Source organism: Kribbella sp. NPDC056861 (assembly GCF_040687575.1).
Classification (GTDB): Bacteria; Actinomycetota; Actinomycetes; order Propionibacteriales; family Kribbellaceae; genus Kribbella.
Genome location: NZ_JBFBNQ010000001.1, coordinates 67,716 through 79,993, shown reverse-complemented (window position 1 = coordinate 79,993; position 12,278 = coordinate 67,716). Strand labels below are relative to the sequence as shown.

Annotated in this window: 9 protein-coding genes; 5 read left to right on the top strand and 4 right to left on the bottom strand. The window is 67.9% G+C overall.

Features of this window, described 5'->3' with window-relative positions; genetic code table 11:
* The first annotated feature begins 2 nt into the window (after positions 1-2).
* Both AB0P21_RS00405 and glpK (AB0P21_RS00400) read left to right on the top strand, forming a co-directional pair.
* On the top strand, positions 3-761 hold the full coding sequence (locus tag AB0P21_RS00405; RefSeq protein ID WP_363692646.1) for an IclR family transcriptional regulator: 759 nt from the start codon (positions 3-5) through the stop codon (positions 759-761).
* A gap of 37 nt (positions 762-798) precedes the next feature.
* On the top strand, positions 799-2,307 hold the full coding sequence (gene glpK / locus AB0P21_RS00400) for a glycerol kinase GlpK (RefSeq protein ID WP_363692644.1): 1,509 nt from the start codon (positions 799-801) through the stop codon (positions 2,305-2,307).
* Positions 2,308-2,310: 3 nt separating this feature from the next.
* On the opposite strand, the gene AB0P21_RS00395 is transcribed toward glpK (AB0P21_RS00400), so the two are convergent.
* The 4 genes from AB0P21_RS00395 to AB0P21_RS00380 all read right to left on the bottom strand — a co-directional run bounded on the left by AB0P21_RS00395 (position 2,311) and on the right by AB0P21_RS00380 (position 7,347).
* A complete protein-coding gene (locus AB0P21_RS00395; RefSeq protein WP_363692642.1) occupies positions 2,311-3,129 on the bottom strand; it encodes a GNAT family N-acetyltransferase in 819 nt (272 codons plus the stop codon).
* Between the two features lie 53 nt (positions 3,130-3,182).
* Complete coding sequence (locus AB0P21_RS00390; RefSeq protein WP_363692640.1) at positions 3,183-4,895, bottom strand: glycerol-3-phosphate dehydrogenase/oxidase; 1,713 nt, start codon at positions 4,893-4,895, stop codon at positions 3,183-3,185.
* Positions 4,896-4,965: 70 nt separating this feature from the next.
* Positions 4,966-6,483, bottom strand: a complete 1,518-nt coding sequence (gene glpK / locus AB0P21_RS00385; RefSeq protein WP_363692638.1) for a glycerol kinase GlpK — start codon at positions 6,481-6,483, stop codon at positions 4,966-4,968.
* 27 nt (positions 6,484-6,510) lie between these two features.
* The gene (locus tag AB0P21_RS00380) at positions 6,511-7,347 is read right to left on the bottom strand and encodes an MIP/aquaporin family protein (RefSeq protein ID WP_363692637.1); all 837 of its coding nucleotides are present in this window, start codon (positions 7,345-7,347) and stop codon (positions 6,511-6,513) included.
* A gap of 558 nt (positions 7,348-7,905) precedes the next feature.
* Between AB0P21_RS00380 and AB0P21_RS00375 the strand changes: the two genes are divergently transcribed.
* From AB0P21_RS00375 to AB0P21_RS00365, 3 genes are all read left to right on the top strand, one after another.
* A complete protein-coding gene (locus AB0P21_RS00375; protein ID WP_363692636.1) occupies positions 7,906-8,430 on the top strand; it encodes a SigE family RNA polymerase sigma factor in 525 nt (174 codons plus the stop codon).
* Positions 8,427-9,620, top strand: a complete 1,194-nt coding sequence (locus AB0P21_RS00370; RefSeq protein WP_363692635.1) for a hypothetical protein — start codon at positions 8,427-8,429, stop codon at positions 9,618-9,620. The genes AB0P21_RS00375 and AB0P21_RS00370 overlap by 4 nt, the downstream gene beginning before the upstream one ends.
* Before the next feature lie 240 nt (positions 9,621-9,860).
* On the top strand, positions 9,861-12,278 hold the full coding sequence (locus AB0P21_RS00365; protein ID WP_363692633.1) for a tetratricopeptide repeat protein: 2,418 nt from the start codon (positions 9,861-9,863) through the stop codon (positions 12,276-12,278).

The following is a 12,278-nucleotide window of genomic DNA, read 5'->3' as shown; positions in this document are numbered from 1 at the left end:
GTGTGCCGGGCAGCGTGCAGTCCATCGAGCGTGCTGCGGCCGTGCTGCGACTACTCGCCGCGGCGCCGAACGGGTTGGGCGTCGCCGATCTCAGCAATGCGCTCGGGCTGGCCAAGGCGACCGTGCACGGCATTCTGAAAACGTTGCACCAGGTCGGTTTCGTCGACCAGGACCACAGCGGCGCGCACTACCGGCTCAGCGACGCGTTCGGGCGGCTGGGCGAGACCTATCTCGACCCGAACGAGCTGCGCAGCCGGGCGATCAACTGGGCCGATTCGCTGGCGTCCCGCAGCGGCGAGGTGGTTCGCGTCGGCCGACTGGTGGAGGGCAAGGTGGTGGTCGTGCACCATGTCTTCCGTCCCGACGACAGCGACCAGAACCTCGACGTCGGTACGACGTTGCCGCCGCACGCGTGCGCGCTCGGCAAGGCGGTGCTCGCCTTCGACGCTTCCGGTGGCACCCGGCCCGCCAAGCTCGACGCCTACACGACCAGGACGATCACGGAACCCGCCCGGCTGGCGGAGGAGCTTGCCGCAGTACGGGCGAAGGGGTGGGCTGCCGAGTTCGAGGAGCACACCGTCGAACTGGCCGGCATCGCTGCCCCCATCCGCGGTCTGGGGGGCTTGGTGGTCGGCGCCGTCGGCCTGACCGGCCGGATCGAGCGCATCTGCGACAGCAGACTCCGGCATCGCACCGACCTGATCACGATGGTCCGCGCGACCGCGGAAGCCATCGGCCGCGACCTTCGCGAGGACCGATGACGAGACTGCTCTCCCCTGCCCCACCGAGGGGGATCTGATGGCCGAGCAATACGTCGCCGCTGTCGACCAGGGCACCAACTCGACCCGCTGCATCCTGTTCGACCGCCGCGGGCGGTTGGTGTCGGTGGCGCAGCGGGAGCACAAGCAGTACTTCCCGCGGCCGGGCTGGGTCGAGCACGACGCGGCGGAGATCTGGCGCAACGTCACCCGGGTGGTGCCGGCCGCGATCCGGCAGATCGGCGCCGAGCCCTCCCAGATCGTTGCCATCGGCATCACCAACCAGCGGGAGACCAGTCTGCTCTGGGACCGCAGGACCGGCCAGCCGATCGGTCACGCCGTCGTCTGGCAGGACACCCGGACCGACCGGCTGATCACCGAACTGGCCGGCGACGAAGGCCCGGATCGGTTCGCGGACCTGTGCGGGCTGCCGCTGACGACGTACTTCTCCGCGCCCCGGCTGCGCTGGATGCTCGACCACACCCCCGGTCTGCGCGGTCGCGCCAATCGCGGCGAGGTGTTGTTCGGCACGATGGAGACCTGGCTGATCTGGAAGTTCACCGGCGGCCCGAACGGAGGGCTGCACGCCACCGACGTGACGAACGCCAGCCGGACGATGCTGATGAACATCGAGACGCTCGAATGGGACGACGAACTGCTCGCCGCCTTCGACGTGCCGCGGTGTGTGCTGCCGGAGATCCGGCCGTCGTCAGGGGACTTCGGCACCGCGGCGGAGGTGCTTCCCGGCGTACGGATCGGGGCTGCGCTGGGCGACCAGCAGGCTGCGCTGTTCGGGCAGACGTGTTTCAGCGCGGGTGAGGCCAAGTGCACCTACGGGACCGGGTCGTTCCTGCTGCTGCACACCGGCAAGGAGATCGTCCGGTCGACGCACGGCATGCTGACCACGGTCGCGTACCAGATCGGGTCGGAGCCGGCGGCGTACGCGCTGGAAGGGTCGATGGCGGTCACCGGCTCGCTGGTGCAGTGGTTTCGGGACGGCCTCGGGCTGATCCACACTGCCGCCGAGATCGAGACGCTGGCGCGGACGGTCGAGGACAACGGCGGCGCCTACATCGTGCCCGCGTTCTCCGGCCTGTTCGCGCCGCACTGGCGCAGCGAGGCGCGTGGCGTGATCGCGGGGCTGACGTCGTACATCACCAAGGGGCATCTGGCCCGGGCGGTGCTGGAGGCGACCGCGTTCCAGACGCTCGAGGTGGTCGACGCGATGAACGCGGACTCCGGGATCGCCCTGAAGGCGCTCAAGGTCGACGGCGGCATGACGGCGAACAACCTGCTGATGCAGTTCCTCGCCGACCTGCTCGATGTCCCGGTGGTCCGCCCGATGGTCACCGAGACGGTGTCACTGGGCGCCGCGTACGCCGCCGGTCTGGCCGTCGGCTACTGGCCTGACCTGGAGGGCCTGCGCAGCAACTGGCACCGCGCCGGCCAGTGGCTCCCCCACATGGACCCCGACCGTCGCGCCACGGAGTACGCCAACTGGCAGGCGGCGGTCCAGCGAACCTTCGGCTGGATCCGCCCCGACCAGTGAGGGTCACGGCTTCCAGGTCCAGCCTGGGCGCTCGTAGAGAGCCTTGAAGCCGGCTCGCTGCATGTTGTCGAGCGATGGGTTGCGCTTGCCCAAGGCCGGCTTGTCCGCCCCCGTCGAGACCCATTTGCAGCCGGCTGCCAGCGCGTTCTGCACCCGGACGGCGATCAGCGCCGACTGCGCTCCACGACCGCGGTACTCCGGCAGCGTGGACGCGTTGACGCACTTACCCATCGCGCCGTCCACGAACAAGCCGCCGGTCGCGACCAGCCGGTCGCCGTCCCAGGCGGCGTACGGCTGGAAGTGCCGCAGGTGGCAGAACGCGACCAGCATCTCCGCCAGCAGACCGTCCGGGTCCGGCATCGCGAACGCGAGGATCTGCAGCTCGGCCCAGGCGCGGACGCCGGCCGTGTCCGAGGGGTCCAGTTGGCCGACCCGCAACGTCGTCTCGACGGGCTCGATGGGAGTGTCGTCCCGCACCAGCCGCACCAGTGTTCCGGTCAACTCGAGTCCGTAGGTGGCCCGAATCTCTTCCCAGTCGGCCGGTAGCACGGCCGGTGGCAAGTGAAAGCTCGCCGACGCAGTACCGGCCTCGCGGTAGAAGTCGACGACCTCGCCGATCAACTCCGAGGTCACCGGCCGGTCGAACCCGAAGCCCACCGCCTTCGACCAGAACCGGGAGGGATCGTTGCGGAGCGAGATCGCGATCCCGCGTCCGAACCTGCGGCTGGTGATCCCCAGCCGCTCGACCACTCCCGGATCGACCTCGCCGATCGAGGAGATCAGCGTCGCTTCGGCACTCTCGGCCAGTTCTGCGAGATCCATGCCCGCCACTTTAGTCAGCAGTCAGCACTACTTGCTGCTGGCAACCAAATGCGTCAGGCCGGTGAGACGATGTCCGGCGCCCCGAGGCGGACCTTGTCGGCCGACTCGTCGTCGGGCTGGTCCTGCGAGTCACGCTCCGACTGCACCCGCTGGGTGTAGAAGGAGACCTCCCGCTCGATCGTCGCCTCGTCCCAGCCGAGCACCGGCGCCATCAGCCGAGCCGCTGCCTCAGCTGCCTCGACACCGCGGTCCCAGGCCTCGATCGAGATCCGGGTCCGCCGGGCCAGCACGTCGTCCAGGTGCCGCGCGCCTTCGCTGCGAGCCCCGTAGACCACCTCGGCCTTGAGGTAGTCCTGCGTGCCGGGCAGCTGCTCACCCAGCGACGGGTCCTCCTCGACCAGCGCGAGCACCTCGTCGATCAGGGCGCCGTACCGGTTGAGCAGGTGCTCGATCCGGGCCACGTGCAGCCCCGAGCGCTGCGCGATCAGGTGCCGCTGGTTCCACATCGCGTGGTACCCGTCCGCGCCGACCAGCGGGGTGTTCTTGGTGACCGACTTCGGCACCCGTCCGTCCAGGGCGTTGGCGGCCGCGTCGACCGCGTCCTTGGCCATCACCCGGTACGTCGTGTACTTGCCACCGGCAACGACCACCAGACCGGGGGCGGCGTGCGCGACGACGTGCTCGCGGGACAGCTTCGACGTACTCTCCGACTCGCCCGCCAGCAGCGGCCGCAGACCGGCGTACACGCCTTCGACGTCCTCACGGGTCAGCGGCGTGACCAGCACGTCGTTGACGTGGTCGAGCAGGTAGTCGATGTCCTTGCTGGTCGCGGCCGGGTGGGCCTTGTCCAGGTTCCAGTCGGTGTCGGTGGTGCCGATCAGCCAGTGCCGGCCCCACGGGATGATGAAGAGGACCGACTTCTCGGTCCGCAGGATCATCCCGGTGCTGGACTGGATCCGGTCCTTCGGCACCACCAGGTGGATGCCCTTCGAGGCGCGCACGTGGTACTGACCGCGCTCGCCGACCATCGCCTGGGTGTCATCGGTCCACACGCCGGTCGCGTTGACGACCTGCTTGGCGCGCACCTCGAACTCGCGGCCGCTCTCCAGGTCCTTGGCCTTGACCCCGGTCACCCGCTCGCCCTGACGCAGGAAGCCGGTCACCTTGACCCGGTTGGCGACATGCGCGCCGTACGACGCCGCAGTACGGGCCAGCTCCATCGTGTGCCGGGCATCGTCGACCTGCGCGTCGTAGTACTGGAGGGCGCCGACCAGCGCCGACTTCTTGAGGCTGGGGGCGAGTCGCATCGCTCCGCGCCTGGTCAGGTGCTTGTGGATCGGCAGCCCGGCGCCGTGGCCCGAGCTGAGTGACATCGCGTCGTACAGGGCGACGCCGGCGCCGGCGTAGAAGCGCTCCCACCAGCGGTGCTGTAGCGGGTAGAGGAACGCCACCGGCTTCACCAGGTGGGGTGCGAGGCGTTGCAGGAGCAGCCCACGCTCCTGCAACGCCTCGTGCACGAGACGGAAGTCCAGCATCTCCAGGTAGCGCAGCCCGCCGTGGACCAGCTTGCTGGACCGGCTGGAGGTGCCGCTCGCGAAGTCGCGAGCCTCCAGCAGACCGGTGGTCAGTCCCCGGGTCGCGGCGTCGAGCGCCGAACCTGTGCCGACCACCCCGCCACCGACCACCAGGATGTCGAGTTCCCGACCGTCCGCCATCGCCTCGATGGCGTCGGTCCTGGCCTGCGGTGACAGTGCCGCTGCTCCCACTTCTGTTCCTTCCGTCGTTTCCCTCGTACTGCACAACGCTGACCGCGGGCTGGTTAGTCCGGGGTGTTACCTAGTCCACGTCGACCCAGTCGAGAGTGCGGCTGACCGCCTTCTCCCACCCCTTGTACCCGTCCGCACGCTGTTCGTCGTTCCACTCGGGACTCCAGCGCTTGTCCTCGTTCCAGTTCTGCACCAGTTCGTCGGTGTTGTTCCAGAACCCGACCGCCAGCCCGGCCGCGTACGCCGCGCCGAGGGCGGTGGTCTCCGCGACGACCGGCTTGCTCACCGGGACGCCGAGGATGTCGGCCTGCATCTGCATGCAGAGCTCGTTGGCGGTGACACCGCCGTCGACCTTCAGGACCTCGAGCTTGACCCCGGAGTCCTTCTCCATCGCGTCGGCGACGTCCTTGCTCTGGTAGCAGATCGCTTCCAGCGTCGCCCGGGCCAGGTGGGCGTTGGTGTTGAACCGCGACAGCCCGACGATCGCACCGCGCGCATCCGACCGCCAGTACGGAGCGAACAGCCCGGAGAACGCCGGTACGAAGTACACGCCGCCGTTGTCCGGCACCTGCCGGGCCAGCGTCTCGGTCTCACTCGCGCCCGAGATGATGCCGAGCTGGTCGCGCAGCCACTGGACGGCCGAACCGGTGACGGCGATCGATCCCTCCAGCGCGTAGACGGGAGCGTCGTCGCCGAACTTGTAGGCCATCGTGCTGAGCAGCCCCGCCTTGGAGCGGACCAGCTCGGTACCGGTGTTCAGCAGCATGAAGTTGCCGGTGCCGTAGGTGTTCTTGGCCTCACCCGGGTTGAAGCAGACCTGGCCGACCGTGGCCGCCTGCTGGTCACCGAGGTCACCCGTCAGCGGTACCACGCCGCCGAGCGGGCCGTTGGCGAGCGTCTCGCCGTACTTGTTCGGGTCCGACGACGGCCGGATCTCCGGCAGCATCTGCCGCGGGATGTCGAAGAACGAGATCAGCTCGTCGTCCCACTCGAGCGTCTCCAGGTTCATCAGCATCGTGCGGCTGGCGTTCGTCACGTCGGTGACGTGGACGCCGCCTTCGGTACCGCCGGTGAGGTTCCACAGCAGCCAACTGTCGGTGTTGCCGAAGACGGCGTCACCGGCCTCCGCGGCCTCGCGGACCCCGTCCACGTTCTCCAGGATCCACTGCACCTTGCCGGCCGAGAAGTACGTCGCCGGCGGCAGACCGGCCTTCTGCCGGATCACGTCGCCCTTGCCCTCACGCTCCAGCGCCGACGCGATCCGGTCGGTCCGGGTGTCCTGCCAGACGATCGCGTTGTAGTACGGCCGGCCGGTCTTCTTGTTCCAGACCACCGCCGTCTCACGCTGGTTGGTGATGCCCAGCGCCGCCAGGTCGCTGGCCTGCAGGTTGTTGGCGTTCAGCGCGGTCCGGATCACCGAGCTGGTGCGCTCCCAGATCTCCACCGGGTTGTGCTCGACCCAGCCGGCCTGCGGCAGGATCTGCTCGTGCTCGAGCTGGTGCTTGCCCACCTCGTTGCCGGAGTGGTCGAAGATCATGAAGCGGGTGCTCGTGGTGCCCTGGTCGACGGCACCTACGAAGTCAGCCATGGAATTTCCTCTCCTCACGCTCGCGGGTCATGCGGTGGTCTCGCCCTCGGGAATCCGGCCGGGCTCTTCCTCGTCGTCGGCGATCGGCAGGTTGCGCCCGACCAGCAGGTCGTACAGGAACGCGCCGACGAGGGCTCCGATGATCGGCGCCACGATCGGCACCCAGAAATAGATGTCCCCGAACTGATCCTTGAAGGCTCCCCCGTACCCGGTGAAGAAGGAGGCCAGCCGAGGACCGAAGTCACGCGCCGGGTTGATCGCATACCCGGCGTTGGTGCCCCACGCCATCCCGATCGCGACCACCAGCAGGCCGACGATCAGCGGTGCCAGGTTGGCCGCCGGGGAGGTGTTGCGCAGGTCGGTGATGGCCAGGATCACCATCATCAGGATCGCCGTACCGATGATCTGGTCCCGGAAACCGCCCCACATGTGGACGCCGAGATCCATGCTGCCGTTGCCCGGAAGCGTGGAGAACACGCCCTGGGTCTTGATGGTCAGGCCGGGATCGACCTTGTTGAGTGCCTCGGTGTAGTTCCACCGAACTACCAGCGCCGCCAGGAACGCTCCGAGGAACTGTGCCACCGAGTACGGCAGCACCTTCTTCCAGCTGAACCCGCGGAACGCCGCCAGGGCGATCGTCACGGCCGGATTCAGGTGCGCGCCGGTCATCCGGCCCGCCACGTAGATGCCCAGTGTCACACCGAGTCCCCAGGCCCACGCGATCGAGTCGTGGTCGCCGATACCCCCGGCGACAACCTGGGCGACGACGCCACAGCCGAACAGGATCAGGATGAACGTACCGGCGAGCTCGGCGGAGCACTCCCCCAGAAGGGTCTTCGCCTTGACCGCCTCGGTCGTAGCCATGCTTGATCTCCCTTCCACCCCGTGACGACCACGGAGAACTGGAATGTAGGAGCGTTAGCGAGGCGGCACAACGCCACTCGTTCGACATTGTCGAACGAGACCACTCTGCCAGGTGGTTGCAAGTCTTCGGGGTTGCGACCCGGCGCGTCGCCCCACCCGAGCTCGGGTCGCGGCTTGCGCGGCGTGCCCGCCCAAACCACTCGGGTGACCGGGCGCGTGTCCGATCCAACCCGCATCTCCCCGCTCCAGCGCCTCGCCCCACCCGAACTCACGTCGCGGCTCAAGCGGCGTGCCCGCCCAAACTTCCTGAGTGGCCGGCCGCGAGTCCGATCCAACCCGCAGCACCTCGCTCCAGCGCCTCGCCCCACCCGAACTCACGTCGCGGCTCAAGCGGCGTGCCCACCCAAACCACAGCGGTGGCTCGCCTCCCTCCGATCTCACTCCTATCTCCTGCATCGCCAGCCCAGATTCCGGCATCCTGGCCTTGCCACCCAACCTTTTGCCGCACCGAACCCGTCACGGCAGTCACAAGGGCCAACCCGAGGCGAAGGAGACCCGATGGCAGCCGGACCGGACCGCACCGGGTTCGAGGAGTTCGCCACCAGCAGGCACCACGCGCTCTACCGCTACGCCTACCTGCTCGCCGGCGAACGCGGCCTGGCCGACGACCTGGTCCAAGAAGCGCTCACCAAGACCTACGTCGCCTGGCGCAAGCTCCGCGACCCCGCCAACGCCGAGGCCTACACCCGCAAGGCGATCACGTCGATCGCGATCACCTGGTGGCGCCGGAAGTCCTGGCACAGCGAGCAGCCGCGCGACGACGTACCGGAGCAACCTGCAGTCCCCGAAGACGCCACTGCCCGCCTCTGGCTCTGGGAGGAGCTCAAACAGCTGCCACCTCGCCAGCGCGCCGCAGTGGTGCTCCGGTACTACGAAGACCTCACCGAAGCGCAGACCGCCGAAGTACTCGACTGCTCGATCGGCACGGTGAAGAGCCAGGTCTCCGACGCCCTCAAGAAGCTCCGAGCCCGGCTCGGCGCCGACGCGCACCTGATCATGGACAAGGCGGGGATGACGGAATGACCGACCTGTTGAAGGACACCCTGACCGAGCGCGCGGACGCCGCCGTGCCGGCTGCCCTCGCGCTGGACACGATCATCACCACCGGCAACCGCCGGATCCGCCGTCGCCGGGTCCTCGCCGTCGCCGGTACTGCGCTGGTCACGCTCGCCGTCCTCGCGACCGGCCTCACCCTGGCCCGCGGCGTCGACCGCGAGCCGGCTCCGGCCGTGGCGTCGTTCGCCGAACGCCGCGCCACCTATGCGACCGGCAGCGAGATCCACTACGGCGCCGACGTCATATCGGCCGCCCCGCAGAAGATCAGCGCCTTCGTCCAGACCGACACCGGCTTCGTCTTCATCCCCACTGGCGCCGAGGGCGGTCTGTTTCTTGCTGACGGCAAGCAGATCCACAAGCTCGCCGACTACCCCGGCGACCTGACCGACCTCACGGCCGCCCGCGACGGCAACCTCGTCGGCTGGATCGAACCTTCCGAAGGCCGGTACGACTCCGTCATCTACGACGTCGCGGCCCGCCGTGAGGTGGTCCGCACCCCACTCGGCAACACACCCCCGCCGATCGCCTCGCTGGTCGATGGTCCCCGCATCGTCGCCATCGACGGCGGCTACGCCTACCTCGGCACGCTCGACGGCGTCTACCGCTGGGACCTGAGGACCGGCCAGTACCGGCTGATCGTCCCCTCGGTCCGCCCAAGCGCCATCCGCACCCTGGCCGCCGACCGCTACCTCTTCGACACCGACCCACGGCTCCTCCGCGGCCCCCAGCCGATCACCCTGCAGCTTCGAACCCTCGCCGGCAGCAACGTCCTCAGCTCGTACTCCGGTAAGTACGGCTACCTCTCCCCCACCGGGAAGCACCTCCTGACCGCAGCCGCCGACCCGCAGAAGATCACCCCGCCCCCAGCCGACCTGAAACTCTTCGAGACCACCACCCACCAGCAACTCCCCTTCACCCACCCCGACCACCCTCGCCTGATCTTCAACCAGTGGCTCACCGACACCACCTTCACCGCCGCCGGCCTGCGCACCACCACCGCCACCTCCCCCGTAGACCTCCTCACCTGCTCCACCACCTCCCTCACCTGCGAAACCACCACCACCGACATCTCCGCCTTCAACTTCACCAAATCCGCACCCCGGGTAGCCCCCTTCGTCCTCCCCATAGGCAGCCCGATCCGGTGGCTCTTCGGCTGACGTCCATCGCCCCACCCGAACTCGTATCGCAGCTTGAGCGCCGTGCCCACCCGAACCAATGCGAGTGGCCGGCCGCGATTCCATCCGCCCCGCGTTTCCGCACCCCGACGCCACCTCCCACCCCTGCCCACCTCGCAGCTCCCATGGGTGACCCGAGCGCCCACCTGCATCCCCCTCAATTCGGCCAGCAGCTGACATCGCCGCGTGCGACACTTTGGCCTCGGGGGAAGGGAGCGAGGAGTGCAGGAAACGTTCGCCCAGGTGCTCAAGGGCCTGAGGCTGAAGCTCGACCTCACCCAAGAAGGACTGGCCGAAGCAGCAGGTGTCAGCCCCCAGGCGATCAGCCTGCTCGAACGTGGCGTTCGACGGTTCCCTCAGCGCGTCACCCTCGACCGTCTTGCCGATGCCCTGCGTCTGAGCCCCACCGAGCGATCCGCCTTCGAGCGACTGGCTGCCCGTGGTGTCGTCCCCACTGACCCGACCGACGATTCTCTTTCGACCGGCACCGCGTGGTCGATCCCACGCGAGCTCCCGATGGCCACCACCACTTTCGTCGGTCGGCGCAGCCAGCTCAGCGCACTGGTCGGACGACTCACCAACGGTTCAGCACGTCCTGGAAGCCCCACGTTGGCGACGATCCAAGGCATGGCAGGCGTCGGCAAGACCGCGTTGGCGTTGCAGGTCGCCCATTCGGTAGCTGGCCGGTACCCGGATGGCGCGGTGTTCGTGGACCTCCGCGGCTTCGGCCCTGGTGCCCCGATGACTCCATTGGCAGCACTCGGTCAAATCCTGCGGGCAACCGGTGTATCACCGGACGACGTCCCAGGTCGGCTGGAGGATGCGGCGGCGACGTACCGGACCCGCCTTGCCGATCGGAAGATGCTTGTCGTACTCGACAACGCAGTCGAGGTCGCCCAGGTCGATGATCTGCTACCGGCCGCCCCCGGATGCAGCGTCGTCATCACCAGCCGCAACACCCTGACGACGATCGGCGCCGGGTTGCACCTTCAGCTCGATCCAATGTCACGCGGCGACTCGCTTGACCTCTTGACGGCCATCAGCGGCGCCGATCGGAGTGACCCCGATGCGCAGATCGTGGCTGAGCTTTGCGGCAATCTGCCGCTGGCCATCTCAGTCGCAGGAGCATGGCTCGCCCGACGGCCCGAATGGACACCAACAGACCTCGCTGCTCGCCTCGGGGACGAAAGCCGCCGGCTGGACCTCTTGGGTTCTGACGACCTCGACGTCAGAACCAGCTTGTCGTTCTCGATCGAGCAGTTGGCCGGTACCAACACCGACCGTGATACCGCTGCCATTCGCGCCCTCGCGCTTCTGAGCATCCCCGACGGCCCAGACATCACCGCCGAGATCGCCGCACCGCTGCTCAACGTCTCAAGTCTCGATGCCGACCGGGCTCTCGAACGCCTGGTTGACCTTCACCTGCTCGAATCCGCTTCGCCTGGCCGCTACCACCTCCACGACCTCGTCCGTACTTATGCGGGTGAACTGGTCGCGCCGGACGATCGAACCGTCGCGTTCGACCGATACCTGAGCTTCCACGTTGCCGCCGCCTGGCGCGTTACCGAGCTGTCCGACTCGGGCAGCGTACGCATGAAGTGGTACAGCGAAAGAAGGTGTTCGCGCGGTCCTGAAATGACGAGTACTGGCGAAGGGATCAACTGGCTCGAGCGCGAACTCGCCAACGTGCTCTCGCTGATCAGCCAGGCGGCATCGCTGCCCGAGCACTCCGACGGCGCGGCTGGACTGGTCATCGGACTGTTCAGATACTTCACCGGATGCGGGCACCTGAGCAGCTGGCTCGAGACCATCGACACCGTACTCGAGGCGGAGATCGAGCCGTGGTGCCGGGCGCAACTGGATGCCGATGCGGGAATTGCGCTGGCCGAGCTCGGCCGCTTCGACGAGTCCCTCGCCCGTCTCAGCGCCGCGGCACAAACCTTCGAAACGGCCGGCGATGTCCGCGGCCAGTCGTTGGCTGCCAACAACATGGCGCGCCTGCTGAACCGACTCGGCCGCTTTCACGATGCCAGACCCTTCGCCGAACACGCCCTCGAACTGAACAGCAGTCTGGCCGATGTGCGCGGCATTGGTAGAGCCATACTGTCGTTGAGTGAGATCTACGGTGAGATCGGCGATCACCAAGCCGAACTCGAGCACGTTGTGCAAGCTCGGGAGCTGTACCGCGAAGCCGGCGACGTCAGCGGCGCAGCGAACTCGCTGATTGACGCGGCCGTCGCGTACTCCCGACTAGGCCTCACCACCCAGGCCCTCACCACGGCCAGGCAAGGTCTGGCCGAACTGGAACGTCTCGGCCTGACCGCCAACCGTTCAGACGGATACTGCTGGCTCGGTTGGATACTCGCCAGGGGCGATCGCCACCAGGAGGCTGTGATCAGCTATGAAGCAGGTCTCGAGCTTGCGCTCGACCTGACGGACCACCGCCGGGAAGCCCAGATTCGCCGTCGCCTGGGCACCAGTCAGCTCGCCCTAGCCGACACCGACGAGGGCATGATGAATCTCGAGTTCGCTTCGGTTTTCTTCCGCGAACACAATCCGAGAGCTGCAGACCAGATCTCTGAGTTGCTCGACAACCCAGACCTGGCCACCGAGGTGGCCAGGCGTCCAGGACTTCTCTGA

Bases quoted from the DNA above. Each gene is read 5' to 3' on its own strand.
- AB0P21_RS00375 (WP_363692636.1), top strand. From the start codon at position 7,906: ATGGCAGCCGGACCGGACCGCACCGGGTTCGAGGAGTTCGCCACCAGC.
- AB0P21_RS00395 (WP_363692642.1), bottom strand. From the start codon at position 3,129: ATGGATCTCGCAGAACTGGCCGAGAGTGCCGAAGCGACGCTGATCTCC.
- AB0P21_RS00370 (WP_363692635.1), top strand. From the start codon at position 8,427: ATGACCGACCTGTTGAAGGACACCCTGACCGAGCGCGCGGACGCCGCC.
- glpK (WP_363692644.1), top strand. From the start codon at position 799: ATGGCCGAGCAATACGTCGCCGCTGTCGACCAGGGCACCAACTCGACC.
- glpK (WP_363692638.1), bottom strand. From the start codon at position 6,483: ATGGCTGACTTCGTAGGTGCCGTCGACCAGGGCACCACGAGCACCCGC.
- AB0P21_RS00380 (WP_363692637.1), bottom strand. From the start codon at position 7,347: ATGGCTACGACCGAGGCGGTCAAGGCGAAGACCCTTCTGGGGGAGTGC.